Genomic DNA, 21,251 nt, shown 5'->3' on the forward strand with positions numbered 1-21,251 from the left:
CTACGCATCCATGTGGGGCCTGTGGATAACCCTCGGACGGACAGCCCGCCCATCAGCCCCCGGTGATCCGTCGTTCCGCGACGCCGAGGTGCTCGCCGACCCGGTTGACCAGCAACGTCATCTCGTAGGCGACCTGCACGATGTCGGCTTCGGCGGCGCTCAGCGCGCACAGGCAGCTCCCCGAACCGGCCGCCACCACGAAGAGGAAGCCCTCGTCGTACTCGACCATCGTCTGGCGCACCTCGCCCGCCCGGAAGTGCCGTCCGGAGCCCTTCGCCAGGCTCTGGAGCCCGGCCGCGACCGCCGCCAGGTGTTCCGCGTCCTCCCGGGCCAGGCCCGCGGTCGCCGCCGTCACCAGCCCGTCGTTCGACAACACCACCGCGTGCCGCACCTGCGGGACCCTGCGCGTGAGATCGTCCAGCAACCAGTCGAGCTGCTTGTCCAGTGCCATTTCAAGCCCCTCCCCGTCGGCGCGGCCGACCTGGCCGAGCCCCACCCCGCGTAGTCGTGCCGCAAGCCTTCCCCACCAGCGGCTTTCGGGCAAGGAGGATGGACCCATGGCACAGAAGATGACTCAAGAGGAATGGCGGGCCTTCGTCTCGCACTCCACCCGCACCGGGAAGCTGTCCACGGTCCGTGAGGACGGAAGCCCTCACATCGCTCCCATCTGGTTCGTTCTCGACGGCGATTCCTTCGTGTTCAACACCGGGAAGGACACCGTCAAGGGGCGGAATCTGGCCCGCGACGGCCGGGTCGCCCTGTGCGTGGACGACGAGCGGCCCCCCTTCTCCTACGTGATCCTCCAAGGCCGCGCCGAGATCAGCGAGGACCTGGAGGACATGCTCCCGTGGGCGGTCCGGATCGGCAGCCGCTACATGGGCGAGGAGCGCGGCGAGGCCTTCGGTCGCCGCAACGCGGTCCCCGGCGAACTCCTCGTCCGGGTCTCCATCGACAAGGTGAACGCGATGGCCGCCGTGGCGGACTGAGGCCCCCCGACCGAGGTGGGCGGGACGGGCGGGACCCTACTGGCCCACCGAGTCGAGCAGCCGGGCGGTGTGCACCCGCCCGGCGTACTCGACCAGCCTGATCAGCACTTCCTTCCCGGAGTCCTTGTCGCGCGCGTCGCACAGCACCACCGGCGTCCCCTGCTCCAGGTCCAGGGCCAGCGACACCTCGTTCGCCCCGTAACGGCGCGAGTCGGAGAAGCAGTTGACGGCCACCACGAAGGGGATCCGCCGGTGCTCGAAGTAGTCGACGGCCGGGAAGCAGTCCTCCAGGCGGCGGGTGTCGGCGAGGACGACGGCCCCCAGCGCGCCCTGTGACAGCTCGTCCCAGAGGAACCAGAAACGATCCTGCCCCGGCGTCCCGAACAGGTAGAGGGACAGGCCGGAGCGGATGGTGATCCGCCCGAAGTCCATCGCCACCGTCGTCGTGGTCTTCTGGTCCACCCCACCCGTGTCGTCGACCAGTTCGCCGGCCTCGCTCAGCGCCTCCTCGGTGCGCAGCGGGCGGATCTCGCTGACGGCGCCGACCATCGTGGTCTTGCCCACCCCGAAGCCCCCGGCCACGAGGATCTTCAGGGCGAGCGCGGCGAGTTCATCGTCCGTCCCCGAACCGGGCGGCCCGGCCGGTCCGTCGTCGTGCAGTCCCATCACAGCGCTCGCAATCCCTCGATGACTTCCCGCAGGATCCGTTCGTCCGGCAGTTGCGCGGGCGGAACCGGCCGGCTGACCTTGACGTGTCCCGCCTCCAGCAGGTCGCCCAGCAGCACCCGCACCACCCCGACCGGGAGGTCCGCGTCGGCGGCGAGTTCCGCGACGGACTGGGTCTCGGCCCGGCAGAGGCCGAGCAGGGAGCGGTGTTCGGGGCCGAGCAGGGAGTCCTCGCCCACCCCGTCGGCGTCCGGGTCGACCACCACCAGGGCGATCAGGTCGAACCGGACCCCGTGCGGCCCGGGTTTCGTCCGTCCGCCCGTCATCGCGTACGGGCGTACGAGCGGACCCGCCGCTGCGTCGTACCAGTGGCCGTCCACGCTCCGGACCGCCGCCCTCACCCGGCGGCCGGCGGGTGGGCCGCGAAGCGCGGTGGGGTGTGGAGGTGTTCGCCGACCCGCTTGACCAGCCGGGCCATCTCATAGGCGATCAGCCCGACGTCGGCGCTCGCCGCGCTGAGGACCGCCAGGCAGGACCCGTCGCCGGCGGCGGCGACGAAGAGGAAGCCCTCGTCCATCTCCACCATCGTCTGGCGCACGCCCCCGGCGTGGAAATGCCGGCCCGCCCCCTTGGCGAGGCTGTGGAAGCCGGAGGCCACGGCGGCCAAGTGCTCGGCGTCCTCCCGGTCGAGGGCGCTGGAGGAGCCCACGGCGAGACCGTCGTTGGAGAGGACCACGACGTGACGGACCTCGCGGACCCGGTGCACGAGGTCGTCCAGCAACCAGTCCAGTTCGCCGGAGCGGCGGCCCCCGTCGAGGTCGAGCCTCTGGTGTTCGATCATCACACTTCTCCTTCGCGTTCTGCGTGGGGGGAGTCGTCCTGAGTGCCCCGCGCCCACCCGGCCCGGTAGGCGGCCATCCGGTCCCGGGCCTGTTCGGGGGTGCGGCCCGGCGGGTCGCCGGGGGTCCGCGTCCCGGTCGACGGCCCGGTCTCGGCGGCCTCGCGCAGTTGCGGGACCAGGCTGGCCTGGCGCACCCGGCGCGGGAGTTCCGTCACCGGGCCCACGGGGCCGCCGCGCGGCCGCAGGGGGGCCACCGGTGCGGGGCGGGGCCGGCGCGGCTCGGGGACGGGCGCGGGGGTCGAGGCCGGAGCGGGCGCGTCGGGGTCGGGCCGGGTGCCGCGCGCGGGGTCCCGTACGACGCTCATCGCGGGGAACGGAGGCTGCGGGCGGCCGACTTCGGACGTGGCCGCCTGGTCCGCGCCGGCCCGGGCACGGGCGGATCCGAGGGCGGGCTCCGGCTCGGGCCCGCCCGGCCCGGCGGGGACGGGAGCCGGGGTCGGGGCCGAGGTCGGGGCGGGGGCGGGGGCCGCCGGGCGCGGTGCCGCCTCCGGTGCGGCGCCCCTGGCGCGGGCGCGGGCCGTCCGGTCCGCCGCCCGCTGCCGCCCGGAACCGGGCTCGGGCTCGCGGTCGGGCTCGGGCTCGCGGTCGGGCTCCGAGGTGGCGGGGGCGGTCGTGACGGCGCTCTGGAGGAGGGAGTTGGGCAGGAGCACCACCGCGGTGGTGCCTCCGTAGGGCGAGGTGCGCAGGTGCACGCGGATCCCGTGCCGGGCCGAGAGCCTGCTGACGACGAAGAGGCCGAGGCGGTCGCTGTCGAAGAGGTCGAGGTCCTCGGAGTGTTCGATGCGACGGTTGGCGTCGGCGAGGGCCTCGCGGCCCATGCCGAGCCCCCTGTCCTCGACCTCCAGCACATAGCCGGCGCCGACGGGCTCGCCGCTGACGCGCACCTTGGTGTGGGGCGGGGAGAACTGGGCGGCGTTCTCGATCAGTTCGGCGAGGAGGTGGGTCAGGTCGGCGACGGCTCCGCCGACGACCGCGGCCTCGGCGAGTCGGCGCACCTCGACGCGCGGGTAGTCCTCGATCTCGGAGACGGCCGCCCGCACGACATTGGTCAGCGGGACCGGCAGCCGCCACGCGCGTCCGGGTGCGGCCCCCGACAGGATGATCAGGCTCTCGGCGTGGCGGCGCATCCGGGTGGTGAGGTGGTCGAGCCGGAAGAGGTCGCCCAGCTCGCCCGGGTCGTCGGCGCGCCGCTCCATGGAGTCGAGCAGGTTGAGCTGCTTGTGCACGAGGACCTGGCTGCGGCGGGCGAGGTTGACGAAGACCCCGCTGACGCCGCTCGCCAGTTCGGCCCGTTCCACGGCGGCGCTGAGCGCGGCCCGGTGGACGGTGGCCAGGGCCGCGCCGACCTGGGTGACCTCGTCGTCCGCGGGGGGCCCGGGCGGGGTCTCCGCCTCGACGTCGATCTCCTGGCCCGCCCGCAGCCGGTCCATGGCGTCCGGGAGCTTGCGGTGGGCGATGTCCAGGGCGGTGTTGCGCAGCGAGACCAGTTCGACGACGAGGGCGCGACCGATGCGTACGGAGATGACGAGCGAGGCGGCGACGGCGACCAGGCCCAGCAGGACGGCGGCGCCTGCGGGGCTGAGCACACCCGCGGAGACGGGGTCGGCGCGGCCGATGGCGGCCCGGTGCACCGCGTCGCGCACCTCCCGCATCGAGGCGCTGACGTCGGTGTACGCGGACTCCCAGCCGGCCGGGGGCACGGTGGCCGGCGAGGAGGCGGGTGGGGCGGGGTTCGGGACGGCCGGGGTCGCCGCCAGGACCTTGTCCTCGGCGGCGGTGAGGTCGGCGTGGGCGGCGGTCTTGGACGCGGACTCCCACGCGGCCCGTTGGGCGGCGGGCAGGTCGCGGGTGGACGTCTCGGTCAGGGCGCGGCGGGTGGCCACGGTGCCGGTGAGGCGGCGCAGGGCATCGGCGGAGCGTGGTCCCGGCAGCGCGAGCAGCGCGTCCTCCCGGGACAGCAGCTCGCCGGCCCGGTCGAACTCCAGCAGGATCCTCGCGTCGGGACCGGGTTCGGCCTCTTCGCCGCCGGACAGGGCGCCTTCGACGGTGAGGGCGGATTCGGTCACGCGGGTGTACGCCTCGTAGGCCGCGTCCGGGGCGAGCCGCCGTTCGACGATGTCCTCGCGGGTGCCGGTGAGGGCCTCCGCGTCGGCGACGAGCGTGCGCAGGCGGGTCACCACCACGCCCCGGTAGTCGCCGGAGTCGGCCACGGTGTGCCGGTCGCCGAGCCGCAGGCGGCGTACGGCCGCGTCGGTACGGCCGGCCTGCCGGGTGAGGGCGCTCGCCTGGTCGGACACGGGATCCGCCAGGAACCTCACGGAGGCCCGGCGTTCGGCCTGGAGCTCGGTCAGCAGGGCGGCCACGGGGGTGCCCATCTCGGCGTCGACCTGTCGGGCGCGGCTGAGGTCGGCGATGTCCTGGGCGGTGCTGACGGTGGCGAAGCCCCAGAGGGCGAGGAGCGAGACCACCGGGACCATGAGCAGGGAGACGATCTTCGCCCGGACGGTGGCGGGCCTCAGCCGGATCCGGGGCCGCGGGCCGGCCGGGCCGCCCCCGGCCCCTCCGGTGGGGGACGGAGGGGTCCGCGGCCCCGGCGTTTCCTCGGCGGGGGGACCGGCGTGGGCCCGGCGGCCGCGCACCGGGGGCGCGGGCGACTCCGGCGCCGCTGCTTCCGGTCTTCTGCGGGGTATGCGCATGGGCTCCTCGTTCCGGGCGGTACGACTGGACTCGGTGTCGGGCTGGGGGGGTGGGGGCCGGCGGCGGGCGGCCGGGCTACGAGGCGGGGGTCCGGTGGGCCGACAGCGCACCTCCGGCCCTGAGGGGGGCCGTGGGTGGGGCGGCAGGGGCCGACGGGGCGGAGGTGACGGCCGACGCGACGGCGGAAGCGGTGGCGGCCCGCTCGTCGGCGGTCGGGGAGAGGGCGACGAAGGCGGCGGTCACGAAGAGGTACGAGCCGAGTCCGACGGCGAGCGGGAAGACGAACTGCATCGTGGTGGCTCCGGACAGGGCTTGGTCCGAAGGGGAGACCGTGACGACCACGGCCAGCATCCCGGTGTAGTGCATGCTGCTGACGGCGGCGCCCATGACGAGGGCCGCGACGGCTCCGGCCGCGGGGGACTTGATGTTGAGCGCGGCCCAGAGCGCGGCGGTGGCGGCGGCCACGGCGATGGCGACGGACAGGACGACCACCGTCGGCCGGTAGTCGACCGTGCCGTGCAGGCGCAGGGCCGCCATTCCGAGGTAGTGCATGCTCGCGACGCCGAGCCCGGTGGTCAGGCCGCCGAGGAAGAGGGCGCGTCCCCTTCGCTTGCCGTAGCCGACGGCGAAGACGCCCGCGCCGACCACGAGCACGGCGACGAGCAGGCTCAGAACGGTCAGCGGCACGTCGTAGCGGATCTCCGTGCCGGTGACGTGGAAGCCGAACATGGCGACGAAGTGCATCGTCCAGATGCCGGTTCCGATGGCGGAGGCGCCCGTGAGGAGCCAGTTGCGGCGCGATGCGCCGGTCGTGGCGAGCGCGCGGACGGTGCAGCGCAGGCCGAGGGCGGCGCCGATCGATGCCATCGCGTACGACAGCGCGGGTGTCAGCCAGCCGTAGGCGGCGTGGTCCAGGTGTCCCATGGCCACCGGACGCTAGTCCGGGTGAGGCCACGAACAAGGGGCGCATTTCGAAAGCAGCTGTAACTGCTGGAATATGACAGAGATACCTTCATCTTCGATCACCCCGCGTGCCAGCTTGCGCACGGACCGCAGGCACGGGCGACGGGATCCGGAGGGCGGAGCCGGACGCGGGCAACGGGAAGCCCGACGCCGGACTCCGTGAACAACGGCGCGGGTGCGGAATCATGGACCCATGAGCCCTATGAGCCGAACCAACGAGGACCACGCGCACGTGCAGGAGTTCTTCGGGGCCCGCGCCGCGGACTGGGACCGCAAGTTCCCCGGGGACGGGCCCGCCTTCGCGGCCGCCGTCGCCGAGTTCGGGCTGCGCCCGGGGGACCGGGTGCTCGACGCGGGCTGCGGGACGGGGCGGGCGCTGCCGGAGCTGCGCGCGGCCGTCGGGGACACCGGGAGCGTGCTCGGGATGGACATGACCGCTCAGATGCTGGACGCCGCCCGGCAGGCCGGTCGCGGGAGCCGTGCGGCGCTGATCCGCGCGGACGTGGCGCGGCTGCCGCTACGGGACGGGGCGCTGGACGCGGTGTTCGCGGCCGGGCTGATCGCCCACCTGCCCGAGCCCGCCGCGAACCTGCGCGAGCTCGCCCGCGTGGTGCGCCCCGGCGGACGGCTCGCCCTGTTCCACCCGATCGGGCGGGCGGCGCTGGCCGCGCGCCACGGCCGCGAGCTGGCCCCGGACGACCTGCGGGCCGAGCACAACCTCGGCCCGCTGCTGTCCGGTTCGGGGTGGGAACTGACCTCGTACGCCGACGAGGACGCCCGGTTCCTGGCCCTGGCCGTACGCCGCCCCTGAGCCGCACCGGCGGGCCGTGCGGGACCTGGCCGGCCTACGCGGGCGGCTGGGCCTCGGCGCCGGCCGGGCGGCGGGGGTGCGGCACGGGGCAGCCGCCTCGACCGGGCACCGGGAAGGTGCCCAGCTCCCCCACGTCGTAGCCGTCGGGGTAGCCCTTGACCTCCCGGTTCTGGCGGGCGTAGTGGGGGGCCGCGCGCGGGGGCAGCAGCCGCACCGCCCGGCCGCGCAGCCGCAGGGCGCCGCGGACCAGCCGACGTACGGCCGGGCGCGGTGGCTCGTAGCGGAAGGCCGCCAGGAGGGGCTCGTCGAGGAGGCTGAGGCTCAGCGCGCGCACGGCGGGGGCGAGGGGCGCCGGGTACCAGGAGGCCATCAGCTCGATGGTGGAGTCGGCGACGGCCCGGCCGCCTTGGTCCCAGCCGAAGTGGGCCTCCTCGTAGGCGGTCAGGGTGGCCTCGAACTCCTCATAGGAGGCCGGGACCTCCTTGATGCCGAGGTGGTGGCCGAGGGCGCGGTAGTAGTTCGCGCAGGCCCGGCGCTCGTGGTGGGTCAGCGGGCGCCAGCCGTAGGCGTCGATCCAGCGCGCGGGGATCACCACGAACGTGCACAGGACGTAGCGCATGTCGTCGTCGGAGATCTCGTAACCGCGGTGCATCGCGTTGACGCGGCGGATCGCGGTGCGCGCCGTTTCGCTGTCGAACCCGTGCTCCACGACCGCGTCGAGGAGGAGCGAGGTGTCGTCGTAGCGCTTCTGGGCTCGCAGCGTGAACTCGCCGGTCTCGGCGAGGAGGGAGCCGATGGACGGGACGGCGTAGGTCCGGAAGAGCGCCAGTTCCAGGGCGCGGGTGAAGTCCCAGGGGAACTCGTGGGCGGCGGTGAGCCGGTAGATGGCCAGGAAGTCCTCCTCCGGATCGAGCCGGAGGATCTCCCTGAGCCGGTCGTAACGCTGCACCGATGTCCCTTTCTGTGGCGGGGCCCCAACTCTACGTGCAGGTAGTGGGCTTGGAAATCGTCACCTACGGGCTCTCGACGCGCGTGTTACCCGCTGGTTAAGGTGCGCCGACGAGAGAGCGATCGGGAGGCCAGGTGTCCGACGAGGATGACGGGGGCTCGCTGTACGTGCTGACCGCCGTGCTGCTGACCCCCATGCGGTTCCCGACGGTGCTCGGTGACGACTTCCCGGAGGCCTGTGGGCTGCTGGGAGTCCGGCCGGTCGCCGACGGGTACGGGCTGGTGCTCGGGCAGGACGAGGAGGGCGCGCGCTGGACGGTCGTCGTGGACGACGTCTCGCTGGTGGCGTCCGCCATCGCCGCCTGGGACTGCGGCATGGAGTACGACCTGTCGCCCGACGAGCGCACGATCGTGGTCTCGCTGGCGGGTTGGCCGCTGGAGCTGACGGTCTCCGCTCCGGGCGTCCCCGAGCCGTACGACCCCCCGCAGGGCGCGGACGGTACGGGACGGGTGCCACTGGCGCCGCCCTCGGCGGCGGGATGGGGTCCCGTGCAGCGGCGGTTGGGGGCGGACCAGATCGCCCGGGAGTGGGCGGACTGGCGCGAGCGGGTCGCCACGGACGGCGGGGCGGCGGCAGCCGCACACCCCGGGCTGGCGCGGGCGCTGCGGGAGGCGGCCGCCTACACGCGGGAGGCTCCGCCGCCCGGACGGGTCCGCTCCGTCTTCGCGGGCGAGGAGGCACGGACCCTCAGGGCGGACGGGCCGGGATGGTCGATGGTGGCCCGGACCGACGGCGGGGCGTTCCTCCTGCTCGACGAGGAGCCCGGCGAGGTCCTGGCCGTGCCCCGCGAGGGGAACGCGGAGCGGCCGGAGTTGCCCGAGCTGCTGACGGCGCTGGACCGCGTCGCGACCGGCGCCCCGTCCCAACCACCGGCTTGACCCGCTCGCACCGCTTGAACCACGTGGGCGGGCGCCGCCCCCGCTCCGTCAGACGCGTTCGAGCGGGACGTGCGGGAGCTCCGGCAGCGTGACCGTGATGGTGTCACCGGGGCGGATCGCGCCGCCTCGGTGGACCACGCCCATGATGCCCGCCTTGCGCACGACGCGGCCCTCCTCGTCGCGCCCGACCACCTGCTTGAGCAGCCCGTCCTGGAAGGCGTTGATCTGCGGGCAGGGGTTGCGCAGGCCGGTTATCTCCACGACGGCCTCCTCCCCGAGGCGCAGGAGCGTGCCCGTCGGCAGGGCGAGGAGGTCGATGCCCTGCGTGGTGACGTTCTCCCCGAGCTGTCCCGGTGCGACGCGGAACCCGGCGTCGGCGACCTCGTCGAACAGCTCCCGGTGGATCAGGTGCACCTGTCTGAGGTTCGGCTGGGTCGGGTCGGCCGCGACCCGCGAGCGGTGCTTGACCGTGACCCCCGCGTGCACGTCCCCCTCCACACCCAGACCGGCGAGCAGGGTGATGCTGTCCCGGTTGGGCTTGGTGAAGGAGTACACGGCGTTGCTGCTCACGGCGGCGACCTGTGCGGTGTTGTTCATGAACGAGTTCCCCCCTGCCGCTCTCAGCGACCGATCTGCTTCCTGGATATGCCCCGCAGACGACGACGCTGGGAGGGGTCGAGCAGCAGGTAGGCCACGGCCGGGATCCCGATCAGGACCGCCAAACCCACCCAGAATCCGAACAGGGCGTACAACACGATCGCCGCAACGACCGCGGTCACCGCGATCTTTCCGCTCTTCGACATCTGCGGACACCTCCCTCTACGTCGACTGCCACCTCCTCAACGCGCGGCCGCGGACAGTCGTTCCCCCGCCGCCCGGCCTTGAGGTACGCTCGGCCACCCTTTGCCCAGTGGTCAAGTTTGAGGAATGCGTGCTTCCAGAGATCTCCGGCCTCCTGCGTTGCTCCGCCGTCTTCCTGCCCTCCGACCCGCCCCGCGGCGGCCGGATCGCCCTCTGGCGCCCTGACGGCCTTCCCCTCCCCACCGGTCACGGCGCGGGACGGACCGAGGAGATCGAGGTCGTCACCACGGGCGCGGACCGCCTGGTCGTCCCGGCCGTGGTCCTGCCCGTCGGGGAGGCGCTGCCCCTCCTCACCCGGGCCCGAGCCGCCACCCTCGCCCCCTCCGGCCCCACCACGGGCGCCGATGCCGATGCCGTCCCGGACGGGAGCGTCGCCTTCTGGGGCGCCGCCGCCCTGCTCGCCCTGGGCCTCGCCGCCCGCGGACTGTTGCTGCCCGGACTGAGCCCCACCGGCCACGACGCCTGGCGGGTCGGGCCCCTCCAGGCGGAGGACGTCGAGGAGATCCGGAAACTGGCGGCCGCCATGCCGCCCGCGGCGCACGCCGTCCCCCTGCGCGCACACGGCCCGGAGGGCCCCGACGACATCGGCGGCCCCGACGGCACCTCCCACCCCCGGCGCCCCCACGGTCCGCCCCGCCTCCCCGCTCAAGAGCCCCTCCTGCGCGCCTTCCTCGACGCCGTCGCCGACACCCTGCCCCGCTCCCCCGCCGCGCCCGCCGCCACCGGCGCGGCCGTCTACGCGGCGGCCGGGGCGCAGGCGGCTCCGGATCCCCGCCCCAGCCTGCGCGCCTGGGCCGACGAGGTGGCGGCCGGCCACGACGCCGGGGTCCGGATCTCCCTGCGCGTGGAAGTCCGCGCGGCGCCCGGACAAGGGCACGGCGCCGCCGACCGCTCAGAGCACGGCCCCGCCGACCACGAGGGTCCCGGCGGCTCCGAGACCCCGCCCCGCCTTCGCGCCGTGCTCCAGATGCACAGCCTCGCCGACGCCTCCCTCGTCGCCGACGCCGTCGACGTCTGGGCCGCCTCGGGGTCCGTCGGGGCCGCCTTCCCGCCCCGCGCCCGGCTGGACGCGTTGCGCGCGCTGCGCCGGGCCGCCCGGCTGTGGCCGCCCCTCACCCCGCTGCTGGGGGCCGCCGTACCGGACTCCGTGGACCTCGCCGACGAGGAGGTGGCGGAGCTGCTCGGGGAGGCCTGCGCGGCGCTCGCCGCCGACGGGGTGCAGGTGCACTGGCCCCGCGCGCTCGCCCGTACCCTCACCTCCGGGATCCTGGTCGGCGACGGCTCCGCCCCCGCGAAGGCCCCGCCCCGATCCACCGCCGCAGCCGTGTCCGGCGCCGGGCTCGCCCTGGGCTGGCGCCACTCCCTGGGCCATCCGGCGGGTGACCTGACCGCCGCCGAACTCGACCGGCTCGCCGAGGCGAACCGCCCCCTCGTCCGGCTGCGCGACCAGTGGGTCCTGATCGACCCCGCCGCCGTACGCCGCGCCCGCACCCTGCGGGACCGCCCCGTCCCCGTGGCCGCGGCCGACGCACTGGCCGCCGTACTCACCGGGTCGACCGAGATCGACGGGGCGCGGTTCGACGTCACGGCGACCGGTTCGTCGGCGCGGTTGCGGGACCGGTTGGCAGGGGATCCCGAGCCGATCGCGGCGCCCGCCGCGCTGAAGGCGACCCTGCGGGACTACCAACTGCGGGGACTGGCCTGGCTCGACCTGATGACCTCCCTGGGCCTCGGCGGCTGCCTCGCCGACGACATGGGCCTGGGCAAGACCGTCACCCTCATCGCCCTCCACCTCCACCGCGACCGCCCCGAACCCACCCTCGTCGTCTGCCCCGCCTCCCTCCTGGGCAACTGGCAACGCGAGATCGAGAAATTCGCCCCCGCCACCCCCGTACGCCGCTTCCACGGCGCCGGCCGCACCCTCGACGACCTCCCGCCCGGCGGATTCGTCCTCACCACCTACGCCACCATGCGCGCCACCGCCCCCCACCTCGCCACCCACGCCTGGGGCATGGTCGTCGCCGACGAGGCCCAACACGTCAAGAACCCCCGCTCCTCCACCGCCAAAGCCCTCCGCACCATCCCCACACCAGCCCGCGTCGCCCTCACCGGCACCCCCGTCGAGAACAACCTCTCCGAACTCTGGGCCCTCCTCGACTGGACCACCCCCGGCCTCCTCGGCCCGCTCGGCAGGTTCCGCTCGCGGTACGCGGAGCCCGTCGAGAGCGGTCGCGATCCGCAGGCCGCGGCCCGTCTGGCGGCTCTCGTACGGCCGTTCCTGCTGCGCCGCAAGAAGTCCGACCCCGGGATCGCCCCCGAACTCCCGCCCAAGACCGAGACCGACCACCCGGTGTCCCTCAGCCCCGAACAGGCCGGGCTGTACGAGGCCGTCGTGCGCGAGACGCTCGCCGCGATCGCGGAGGCGGACGGGATGGAGCGGCGCGGGCTCGTCGTCAAGCTGCTGACCTCGCTCAAGCAGATCTGCAACCACCCGGCGCAGTACCTCGGCGACCGGTCCTCCACCGCCACAGCCACCGGCCCCGGCCAGGGACCCGGTGCGGGATCCGGTGCGGGATCCGGCGCCGGTGCCGATTCCGGTCCCGGCTCCGGTTCCGGCCCGTCCGGGAAGCTCGACCTCCTCGACGAGCTCCTCGACACGATCCTCGCCGAGGGCGGCTCCGTCCTCGTCTTCACCCAGTACGTGGCCATGGCCCGGATCCTGGAGAAGCACCTCGCCGCCCGCGCCGTCCCGACGCAACTCCTGCACGGCGGCACGCCGGTGCCGCGCCGCGAGGAACTCGTCGACCGCTTCCAATCCGGCGAGGTCCCCGTCTTCCTGCTCTCCCTCAAAGCCGCCGGAACCGGCCTCAACCTCACCCGCGCCGGCCACGTCGTCCACTACGACCGCTGGTGGAACCCCGCCGTCGAGGAACAGGCCACCGACCGCGCCCACCGCATCGGCCAGACCCAACCCGTCCAGGTCCACCGCATCATCGCCGAGGGCACCGTCGAAGACCGCATCGCCGAACTGCTCGTCCGCAAAAAGGCACTCGCCGACGCCGTCCTCGCGGGCGACGAGACCGCACTGACCGAACTGACCGACAGCGCGCTGGCCGACCTCGTCTCCCTGCGCCCGATCTCCGGGAGCCGGCCGTGAAGCACCGTACGCACGGCGGGCACGACGCCCCCAACCCCTACGAGCGGGTCTTCCCCGCCCTGCCCGCGCACGCCGGGCGCGCCTTCGCCACCACCTGGTGGGGCCGTGCCTGGCTGCGCGCCCTGGAGGAGGGCGCGTTGGACGGGGAGCAGGTGCGCCAGGGGCGGCGGTACGCGCGCACGGGCACGGTCGGCGCCGTGTCGGTGCGTCCCGGCGGGGTGACGGCGGTGGTGCGCGACCGGGACGGTACGGCGCACCGGACGGACGTACTGGTCCGGGAGTTCACGGAAGCGGAATGGGACCGGGTGATCGGGTCGGCCGCGTCCGAGGCGGGGTTCATCGCGGCGCTGCTGGACCGTGAGGTGCCGCCGGAGCTGGCCGAGGAGGCGGCCGCGGCCGGGGTGGACCTGCTGCCCGGGCTCGCCGACCTCGACCCGCAGTGCGACTGCGGGGAATGGGATCACTGCGCGCACACGGCGGCGCTCTGCTACCAGGTGGCGCGGCTGCTGGACCAGGACCCCTTCGTGCTGTTGCTGCTGCGCGGGCGCCCTGAGCGGGACCTCGTCGCTGCGTTGGAGGAGCGCAGCGCGGCGGCCGGCGGCCCGCACGGGGAGGCGGAAGCGGAACCGGAAGCGGCTGATCCGGGGGTCGCGGCCGAGGACGTATTCGCGGCCGGGCGGATCCTACCGCCGCTGCCCCCGCCGCCGGCCCTGCCCGAGGGCCCGGGGCAGCCGCCGACGCTGGACACCGACGGCGCCGCCCCGCCGGACGGGCTGGACGTGGACGCGGTGGAGTTCCTGGCGCAGGCGGCCGCGTCGGAGGCGTACCGGCTGCTGGCGGAGGCGCTGGCTCCGGGCCATGCGGAGCGCGCGCTGCGGCCCCCGCTGCCGGCGGCCGAAGACGCCGTACGCCTCATCGCCGAGGGTGGCGACTTCCGGGTCCGCTTCCGTCTGGCGGTGGCTTCCGGACGTGACCGGGCAGCGCTGGAGCGGGCCGTCCGGGCCTGGGGCTTCGGCGGGGCCCCGGCCCTCGCGGCGCTGGAGGACGACTGGACGCCGGACCGCGCGACCCTGGCCCGGGCCCGCTCCGCCCTGGCGGCGGCCCGGCCGGACGAGCGGGCCCCGGAACCGCACCGGGTCCGCGCCCGCTGGACGGTCCCGGACACGGACCACGGGCTCCGGCTGGACCGGGAGGGCCGTTGGTGGCCCCTGCGCCGGACGGCCGGCCGGTGGCACCTGGCGGGCCCGGCGGCCCCGGACCCGGCGTCGGCACTGGCGGTGCTGGACTCGGCGGACGCGGCGGAATCCACGGACTGGGCGGACCAGGCGGACAGGGCGCCGTCCCGCGACGGGGAGCCACCGGACCGCTGACCGCACCGGCTGATTCCGGCGCGGGCCGGCCGACGCGGGCCCTTGCCGGGGCTCCGGGCCCGCACGACGATGGGGGCGCTCCGCGTCTCGCGGCGCCGCGACCCCCGGAGGGTGACATGGGCGATCCGTCGTTGGCGCTGCCGGGCGGGGTCGATCCCGTCGAACGCCTCCGCGTGCTGCGGCGGGCGCACGCGGCCTTCACCCGGGACGGGTCGGTCGAGCCGCCGGTCCGGGCGGTGATCGCGAGGTCTTGGCGACGGTGCGCGCGGGCCCGGGTCAGCCCGGAATGCGTGCCCCGACTGGAGCTGGCCGAAGCGGAGTTGCGGGACTACCGGGCACAACACCCCCTCGCCCGGGTGATGCCGCTGGTCCGGGACCTCGTGGGAGCGTTCGCGGCGCACGGGGCCCACCTGTTGGCGGTGTGCGACGCGCGGGGCCGGCTGCTGTGGGTGGAGGGGGAGCCGGCCACGCTGCGGCGTGCGGAGGGGCTCGGCTTCGTGCCGGGCGCGCGGTGGGCGGAGAGCGCGATGGGGACCAACGCCCCCGGCACGGCGGTCGCGCTCGGGGAGCCCGTCCAGGTCTTCGGGGCGGAGCACTTCAGCCGCCGGGTCCACCCCTGGACCTGCGCGGCGGCGCCGGTGCGGGATCCGCGCACGGGGCAGGTGCTCGGGGCGGTGGACATCACCGGCGGCGACGGTCTGGCCCACCCCCACTCGCTGGCGTTCGTCCAGGCGGTGGCCCGGGCCGCCGAAACCCAACTGGCCCTGCTCGCACCTCGGTCGGCCGACCCTCCCGACACGCTGGCCGCGCTGGGCCGTGACGAGGCGTTGCTGGTGCTCGGGGGTCGACGGATCGAGTTGGGGCGGCGGCACAGCGAGATCATGGCGTTGCTCGCGCACCATCCGGAGGGCTTGTCGGGAGAGGAACTGGCCTGCGCCCTGTACGAGGACGAGGCGGTCGCGGCGGTGACGGTGCGGGCGGAGGTGTCCCGGCTGCGCGCGCTCCTGGGCGCCGGTCGGCTGCTGTCGCGCCCCTACCGGACGGCCGCGCCGCTGGAGGCCGACTTCACCGCCGTGACCCGGCACTTGGCGGGCGGCGCGGTGTCGGCCGCCCTCACCCGCTACCCGGGGCCACTGTTGCCGGCGTCGGGGGCGCCCGGCATCGTCCGGCTGCGGCGGCGCATCGAGGACCAGGCGCGGGCCGCGGTGATCGCCCGGGCGGACGCGGGGTTGTTGACGGACTGGGTGTGCGGGCCGTGGGGCGCGGACGACCCGGTGGTGTGGCGGGCGCTGGCCGCGGCGCTGCCGGCCCGGGACAGGCCGGTGGCGTGGGCCCGCGTACGCGCCCTGGACGCGGAACTGGGCGCACGGTAGCGCGGGTGCGCCGCCCTGGCACGGGCCCGTGGCGGGGGTGCCCGTGGCCGGGGATGCGCGCGGCGGGGGTGCCCGTGGCGGGGGGGGTGCCCGTGGCCGGGGGTGCAACGTAGCCGCAACCCCACCGCTCCTAGCCTCCTCGCCGAGCGCTGTCCAACGGCGGCCGGCGCCCGGCAGAGGGAGTCCACCATGGCCCGTTACGCGGCGCCCGGTACCGAGGGCGCGTTGATGTCGTACGCGTCCCGCTACGGTCACTTCATCGGCGGCGAGTACGTCGATCCCGTGCGCGGGCAGTGGTTCGCCAACCCCTCGCCCGTCACGGGGCAGCCGTTCACGGAGGTGGCGCGCGGCACCGCGGAGGACATCGAACTGGCCCTGGACGCGGCGCACGCCGCCGCGCCGGCCTGGGGGCGCACCTCAGTGGGCGAGCGCGCGACGGTCCTGCTCCGGATCGCGGATCGGATGGAGCAGAACCTGGAGGCCCTCGCGGTCGCCGAGACCTGGGAGAACGGCAAGCCGATCCGCGAGACCCTCGCCGCGGACATCCCTCTGGCGGTCGACCAGTTCCGCTACTTCGCGGGGGCGCTGCGTGCCCAGGAGGGCGCGCTCAGCCAGATCGACGACGACACGGTGGCCTACCACTTCCACGAGCCGTTGGGCGTGGTCGCCCAGATCATCCCGTGGAACTTCCCGATCCTCATGGCGGTGTGGAAGCTGGCTCCGGCCCTCGCCGCCGGCAACACGGTGGTCCTCAAGCCGGCCGAGCAGACCCCGGCTTCGGTGCACTACTGGCTGAGCCTGGTGGCGGACCTGCTGCCGCCGGGTGTGGTGAACGTGGTGAACGGCTTCGGGGAGGAGGCGGGCAAGCCCCTCGCGTCCAGCCCGCGCGTGGCGAAGGTGGCCTTCACCGGGGAGACCTCCACGGGCCGGCTGATCATGCAGTACGCGGCGGAGCACCTGAAGCCGGTCACGCTGGAGTTGGGCGGCAAGAGCCCGAACCTCTTCTTCGACGACATCTGGACGACCGACGACGACCTGCGCGACAAGGCCCTGGAGGGCTTCACGATGTTCGCGCTGAACCAGGGCGAGGTCTGTACGAGCCCTTCGCGCGCCCTGATCGAGCGGGGCCGCTACGCCGACTTCCTGGACGCGGCCGTTGCCCGTACCGAACTGATCGTGCCGGGACACCCGTTGGACACGGACACGATGATCGGGGCGCAGGCCTCCGAGGAACAGCTGCGCAAGGTCCTCTCGTACGTCCGGATCGGCCAGGAGGAGGGCGCGAAGATCCTGACGGGCGGCGGACGCGTCGACCACGGCGGTGACCTGGCGGGTGGGTTCTACATCCAGCCGACCATCTTCGAGGGGGACAACCGGATGCGGATCTTCCAGGAGGAGATCTTCGGCCCGGTGGTGTCGGTGACCTCCTTCGAGGACTTCGACGACGCGGTCCGGATCGCCAACGACACGGCGTACGGCTTGGGCGCGGGCGTCTGGACCCGCGACATCAACACCGCCTACCGCGCCGGCCGCGCCATCCAGGCCGGCCGCGTCTGGACGAACTGCTACCACGCCTACCCGGCCCACGCGGCGTTCGGCGGCTACAAGCAGTCGGGCATCGGCCGCGAGACCCACAAGATGATGCTGGAGCACTACCAGCAGACGAAGAACCTCCTGGTCTCCTACTCCCCCAAGAAGTTGGGCTTCTTCTAGGCCGCAAGGCCGAACGGAAAGGACCCGTCTCGACCGGCAACCCCTGCGGATTTGGCCGGATCGTAGCGGTCCGGATGGTCCTGGCCCACCCCGGGTGGGGTGGGCCGGCCCGGGGTCAGACGGTGAAGCGGACGGCCTCCAGCCAGCGGTTGTCGTCGAGCGTGCCGCCGAAGATGTAGTTGCCGGCGGCCTGGCCGAGCGGCTTGTCGCAGCCCAGCCCCAACCAGCCCTGGTCGCGGACGTGCGCGTTCTGGCAGACCGCGCCGTCGCCGACGTTGATGATGAAGCCCAACATGTACGGGTAGGAGGCGGCCGTGCCGCCGACGTACAGGTCGACCCCGTTGGCCGCGCTGCTCCACGGGGTCTTCCAGTGCTCCTTGTGGACGAAGGCGTTGGCGGCCGTGCCCTTCGTGCCCGAGACCGCGATGTTGAGGGACTTGATCTTCTTCTTCTGTCCCACCGTGCCGGCCGTGGCGCCGTCGCACACGGCCTTCTGCCAGCCGACGCCCTCGACGAAGGCCCGGTAGCAGATGTGCCGTCCGGGTGTCTGGGCGGCGAGCCGGGCGACCGTGCTCGCCGCCGTGTTCGGTGCGAGGGGTATCGGCGCCTCGGCGACCTGGGGCGTGGTCCGGGGCGTGGTGGGCGCCGGTGGGGGCGCGGGGGCGGCCGGGGGTGCGGGGGCGGGCTGCTCGGTCTTGGTCTCGGCCGTCGGCGTGGGTTGCTCGGTCTTGGGCGTGGCCGGCTCCGAGGGGATGACCGGCGCGGGGGGCAGGCCCGGGGGCACGGCCTTGCCCTGGGTGGAGGGGAGCGCCGACGCGGGGAGATCGCGTACGGCGGCCGTCTCGTGGGCGTTGCCGAAGTCCAGGACGCCCGCCTGGGCCAGCGTCACCGACGCGGCGACGGGAACGGCGGCGACGGCCGCCCATCCCACGGTCATCCAGACCCGGCGTCCTGGTGCCAGCCCGCGCGGGGCACGGGTCGGCCGACGGCGGAACGCGTCGGCGAGGCTCTGCTCGGCGGGTTCGTTTAGCGGCGACTTCCTGGGCTGCGGCTTCATGGTCCTGAGGCTCCAGTCGGGTGCTCACGGCGAGTGCCGTTCGTCCATCTGCGCCGGCCGGGCGGGGCGGAGCGAGGGGCTCCACGACCCTGCCGCGGTGGGCTCACCGTCACAGGCGGTCGGCCTGACGGGTGGTGCGGTCATCGGCGGATCTGGCGTCAGGGTAGCCGGTGGCGCGGACGACCACGCCGTCGTCGTGCGCCACGCGTGAGGCAGGCACCAAGATCGGCCAAATGGGACCCAACACCCGCTGACCTGCTCGGTGTTATTTCGGACGCCGTGAAATTCTGAGCTTCTATTGAGCCCGTACACACGATTCGTGTTCTATGTTGACTGCGCGTCACCGAATAACTGACCAGCGAATGCAGGGACTTGTGTCCCGTTTCGCTGCCTTCCATCGCGTTGTGGGGCATACATCATGGACGCTCACCGCACTTCCGGTTCCACCCCCTTCATGTCGGCGGCCGAGCGACATCGGAACCTGCTGATGCGGTACGCGGGGCGGCTCACCGACGGGGACCGCTACCGGGCGGAGGACATCGTCCAGGAAACCCTCCTGCGCGCTTGGCGACGACCGCCCGTCACCGGGCAGGACGACGACGAACGACTCCTCGCCTGGCTCTACACCGTGGCCCGCAACCTGTCGATCGACATGTACCGGCGGGAGCGCTCGGTGCCGGTGGGGGCCGTGCCGCTCCAGTTGCTCAACCGCGCCGCCGACGGCGATCTGGCCGAGCAGGTGGTGGACCGGCAGGTCGTCCGGACGGCGCTGACGCGGATCTCCGACGAACACCGTGAGGTCATCGTCCGGGTCCACCTGTGCGACCGGGCCGGCGGGGACGCCGCACGGGAGATCGGGATATCCCCCGGCACCGTCAAATCCCGCACGCACTACGCCCTGCGTGCCCTGAGGCGGGAGCTGGCCGCGTGAACAACGTGGACCCCGTCGCGTGGATCGTCGATCACCGCGAGGCGATCATCCGATGGTCCATCATGCTCGGCGCGGCCTTCCTGGTCTTCCTCCTGATCCGCTACTTCGCCATGAGGCTGGGCGGTTGGCGGGCGGCCTGGCGCAGGCTGATGAGGGAACTGGCGCTCACCGGCGCCGCGTTCGCGTCTCCCGTACGGGCGTGGCTCCGCTACCGGCGGGTGTTGCGGATGCTCGTCCGGCGGATGGGCGACCCGGAGAGTTGGCGCGACGCCGAACGGGCCCTGGCCGCCGCGCGTCTCGCGGCGGCGCCGACCCTTCCGTACGCCGCGCTCGTCGACGACTCCTACGTCTCGGTGTTGTTGGCCGGGCACCGGTTGCCGGCGCCGCCGGCCCCGTGGGAGGCCGACGAGGACGTGCCCGGACAGTGGTCCGTGCCCAGGTCGGAGCTTCCCGCCGTGGTCCCCGGAGCGGGTCTCAACCGGCCCGTGATCGTGGCGATCGGCGGCGAGGACGGCCCGTACGGGCGCTGCGCCTTCCTGGACACCGCGTCGGGGCCGCCGGCCGTGGCGCTGGACGGTGACCGCCGGGCCGGTACGGCGCTGTTGCCGGCGCTCGCCGTGCAACTGGGCGTACGGCTGCCGACCGGCCAGGTCATCGTGGCCAAGGGGGTGCACCGCGGGTTCCAGGGCGAGCCGGTGCGCGAGGCGTACCGGGCGGCGAAGGACACCCCGCCCCGGCTCGGGATCGCGCCGGTACTGGTGACCCCGGAACTGCCGGACCCGCTGCCGCCGGAGCTCGCGGGGCGACCGCAGGACGTCCCCCGTCTGCGGGTGCTGGTCCTCGGGCCGGGACGCGGCTACGTACGGCGGTTGTACGCCGACCGGCACGGACAACTGGTCGTGCCCGGAACGCCCTTGCTGCTGATGGCGCACGCCCTGCCGAAGGCGGTGGCCCGGACGCTGAAGCGGATCCCGCCCGTGCATCCGCCGGCTCCGGCGGGCGAGAGCGCCCTCGGCGTCTTCGTGGAGTCCGAGGACGCCGACGCCGACGTCGACGTCAGCACCGGTGCGGGGGAAGCGGAACGGGACCCGGACGCGGGCGTCGTGACGACCCCGGGCGGCGCCGTCGCCCCGGGTCCCGGTCGCACCGCCCTTCCCGAGCCGCGCCACGGCGCGCGGCGGGCCGGCTCCGCCCCACGGGGGACCTCGGCGGCCGCCGCCCCGCTCCCGGCGGCCCCCGTTCCCGCCACCGCGGGGCGCCCGGCGGCGGAGCCGGTCGCCGATCCGGACGCGGGCGTCGCCCCGGCACACCGGACGGGCGCGGCCTCCGGCACGGGCACGGGGTCCGGACCCGGGTCCGGCGCGGCTTCCCGTCCCGGGTCCGGCGCGGCTCCCGAAGTCGGGTCCGGCGCCGGCTCCGGCGCCCCGAACGGATCCGCCCCGGCTTCGCGGAGGGCCCCGGACCCGGGCTCCCCGCCGGCCCCGGGCCCGGACACCGGCCCGCACCGGGACCCCGACGCGGACCCCGCCCCCGCCCCCGACGCCGACCCCACCCCGGGCCCCGCCCCCGCGCCCTCGCAGGCGGGGCCCCCGGCGACCACCGGAGCCGGGACCGCCCCGGCGGGGCCCGTCATCTGGGCCGGGTCGGATGTGAACCCGGGCGTGTGGACCGGCCTCGTGGGCGCCCCTCCCCGGCCCAGGCCCGGCACCGACCCCCGCTCCCCGTCGGCGGAACCACCCGGCCCGGACCCGACCGCACCCGGTCCCGATCCGGATCCCGCCGGCGACCGGGACCGCTCCGGGGACCGGGCCGACGGGACCGATCCCGACGCGGGAGTACCCACCGGGCCGAACGGCCCGCACGGCCCGCACTGACGTG

General features: G+C 74.7%; 19 protein-coding genes. 9 read left to right on the plus strand and 10 right to left on the minus strand.

The genetic code is table 11. The features are described 5' to 3' along the window. Nucleotides 1-52: 52 nt before the first annotated feature. A complete protein-coding gene (locus ACIOD1_RS13415) occupies nt 53-451 on the minus strand; it encodes a roadblock/LC7 domain-containing protein (protein WP_365623805.1) in 399 nt (132 codons plus the stop codon). A 106-nt stretch (nt 452-557) separates the two neighbouring features. Here ACIOD1_RS13415 and ACIOD1_RS13420 point away from each other — a divergent pair, with 106 nt between their 5' ends. Next, nucleotides 558-986, plus strand: coding sequence for a PPOX class F420-dependent oxidoreductase (locus ACIOD1_RS13420; RefSeq protein WP_365623807.1), 429 nt, complete (start codon nt 558-560; stop codon nt 984-986). Nucleotides 987-1,022: 36 nt separating this feature from the next. Here ACIOD1_RS13420 and ACIOD1_RS13425 read toward each other — a convergent pair whose 3' ends face one another. From ACIOD1_RS13425 to ACIOD1_RS13445, 5 genes are all read right to left on the minus strand, one after another. Continuing rightward, on the minus strand, nt 1,023-1,652 hold the full coding sequence (locus tag ACIOD1_RS13425) for an ATP/GTP-binding protein (RefSeq protein ID WP_365623809.1): 630 nt from the start codon (nt 1,650-1,652) through the stop codon (nt 1,023-1,025). Further along, complete coding sequence (locus tag ACIOD1_RS13430) at nt 1,652-2,053, minus strand: DUF742 domain-containing protein (protein ID WP_365623811.1); 402 nt, start codon at nt 2,051-2,053, stop codon at nt 1,652-1,654. The genes ACIOD1_RS13425 and ACIOD1_RS13430 overlap by 1 nt, the downstream gene beginning before the upstream one ends. After that, on the minus strand, nt 2,050-2,493 hold the full coding sequence (locus tag ACIOD1_RS13435) for a roadblock/LC7 domain-containing protein (protein ID WP_365623813.1): 444 nt from the start codon (nt 2,491-2,493) through the stop codon (nt 2,050-2,052). The genes ACIOD1_RS13430 and ACIOD1_RS13435 overlap by 4 nt, the downstream gene beginning before the upstream one ends. After that, the gene (locus ACIOD1_RS13440) at nt 2,493-5,030 is read right to left on the minus strand and encodes a nitrate- and nitrite sensing domain-containing protein (RefSeq protein ID WP_401902201.1); all 2,538 of its coding nucleotides are present in this window, start codon (nt 5,028-5,030) and stop codon (nt 2,493-2,495) included. Before ACIOD1_RS13440 ends, ACIOD1_RS13435 begins: the two co-directional genes overlap by 1 nt. A gap of 295 nt (nt 5,031-5,325) precedes the next feature. Beyond that, a complete protein-coding gene (locus ACIOD1_RS13445; protein WP_365623817.1) occupies nt 5,326-6,174 on the minus strand; it encodes an MHYT domain-containing protein in 849 nt (282 codons plus the stop codon). A gap of 241 nt (nt 6,175-6,415) precedes the next feature. Between ACIOD1_RS13445 and ACIOD1_RS13450 the strand changes: the two genes are divergently transcribed. Continuing rightward, nucleotides 6,416-7,024, plus strand: coding sequence for a class I SAM-dependent methyltransferase (locus ACIOD1_RS13450; RefSeq protein ID WP_401902349.1), 609 nt, complete (start codon nt 6,416-6,418; stop codon nt 7,022-7,024). A gap of 34 nt (nt 7,025-7,058) precedes the next feature. On the opposite strand, the gene ACIOD1_RS13455 is transcribed toward ACIOD1_RS13450, so the two are convergent. Next, nucleotides 7,059-7,973 carry an oxygenase MpaB family protein gene (locus ACIOD1_RS13455; protein ID WP_365623819.1) on the minus strand — a complete coding sequence of 305 codons (915 nt, stop codon included), beginning with the start codon at nt 7,971-7,973 and terminating at the stop codon, nt 7,059-7,061. A 134-nt stretch (nt 7,974-8,107) separates the two neighbouring features. Here ACIOD1_RS13455 and ACIOD1_RS13460 point away from each other — a divergent pair, with 134 nt between their 5' ends. Next, nucleotides 8,108-8,911 carry a hypothetical protein gene (locus ACIOD1_RS13460; RefSeq protein WP_401902203.1) on the plus strand — a complete coding sequence of 268 codons (804 nt, stop codon included), beginning with the start codon at nt 8,108-8,110 and terminating at the stop codon, nt 8,909-8,911. 48 nt (nt 8,912-8,959) lie between these two features. Here ACIOD1_RS13460 and ACIOD1_RS13465 read toward each other — a convergent pair whose 3' ends face one another. Together ACIOD1_RS13465 and ACIOD1_RS13470 are read right to left on the minus strand one after the other, a co-directional pair. After that, the gene (locus ACIOD1_RS13465; protein ID WP_365623821.1) at nt 8,960-9,508 is read right to left on the minus strand and encodes an MOSC domain-containing protein; all 549 of its coding nucleotides are present in this window, start codon (nt 9,506-9,508) and stop codon (nt 8,960-8,962) included. 23 nt (nt 9,509-9,531) lie between these two features. Then, nucleotides 9,532-9,714, minus strand: coding sequence for a hypothetical protein (locus ACIOD1_RS13470; RefSeq protein WP_365623823.1), 183 nt, complete (start codon nt 9,712-9,714; stop codon nt 9,532-9,534). A 107-nt stretch (nt 9,715-9,821) separates the two neighbouring features. Here ACIOD1_RS13470 and ACIOD1_RS13475 point away from each other — a divergent pair, with 107 nt between their 5' ends. The 4 genes from ACIOD1_RS13475 to ACIOD1_RS13490 all read left to right on the plus strand — a co-directional run bounded on the left by ACIOD1_RS13475 (nt 9,822) and on the right by ACIOD1_RS13490 (nt 17,385). Next, complete coding sequence (locus ACIOD1_RS13475; protein ID WP_401902205.1) at nt 9,822-12,929, plus strand: DEAD/DEAH box helicase; 3,108 nt, start codon at nt 9,822-9,824, stop codon at nt 12,927-12,929. Beyond that, nucleotides 12,926-14,299: an SWF or SNF family helicase gene (locus ACIOD1_RS13480; RefSeq protein WP_401902207.1), complete on the plus strand. Its 1,374-nt coding sequence runs from the start codon at nt 12,926-12,928 to the stop codon at nt 14,297-14,299. Before ACIOD1_RS13475 ends, ACIOD1_RS13480 begins: the two co-directional genes overlap by 4 nt. Nucleotides 14,300-14,415: 116 nt before the next feature. Then, nucleotides 14,416-15,672, plus strand: a complete 1,257-nt coding sequence (locus tag ACIOD1_RS13485; protein ID WP_401902209.1) for a GAF domain-containing protein — start codon at nt 14,416-14,418, stop codon at nt 15,670-15,672. Nucleotides 15,673-15,861: 189 nt separating this feature from the next. Then, the gene (locus ACIOD1_RS13490; protein WP_365624841.1) at nt 15,862-17,385 is read left to right on the plus strand and encodes an aldehyde dehydrogenase family protein; all 1,524 of its coding nucleotides are present in this window, start codon (nt 15,862-15,864) and stop codon (nt 17,383-17,385) included. Between the two features lie 115 nt (nt 17,386-17,500). Here ACIOD1_RS13490 and ACIOD1_RS13495 read toward each other — a convergent pair whose 3' ends face one another. Beyond that, nucleotides 17,501-18,322: a hypothetical protein gene (locus tag ACIOD1_RS13495; RefSeq protein ID WP_401902212.1), complete on the minus strand. Its 822-nt coding sequence runs from the start codon at nt 18,320-18,322 to the stop codon at nt 17,501-17,503. Nucleotides 18,323-18,860: 538 nt separating this feature from the next. On the opposite strand from ACIOD1_RS13495, the gene ACIOD1_RS13500 reads away from it, so the two are divergent. Both ACIOD1_RS13500 and ACIOD1_RS13505 read left to right on the plus strand, forming a co-directional pair. Beyond that, complete coding sequence (locus tag ACIOD1_RS13500) at nt 18,861-19,373, plus strand: sigma-70 family RNA polymerase sigma factor (protein ID WP_365624847.1); 513 nt, start codon at nt 18,861-18,863, stop codon at nt 19,371-19,373. Continuing rightward, nucleotides 19,370-21,247, plus strand: a complete 1,878-nt coding sequence (locus ACIOD1_RS13505) for a hypothetical protein (RefSeq protein ID WP_401902217.1) — start codon at nt 19,370-19,372, stop codon at nt 21,245-21,247. Before ACIOD1_RS13500 ends, ACIOD1_RS13505 begins: the two co-directional genes overlap by 4 nt. The last annotated feature ends 4 nt before the right edge of the window (nt 21,248-21,251 follow it).

Origin of the sequence: Streptomyces sp. NPDC088097 (assembly GCF_044741845.1) — a bacterium.
Taxonomy (GTDB): Bacteria; Actinomycetota; Actinomycetes; order Streptomycetales; family Streptomycetaceae; genus Streptomyces.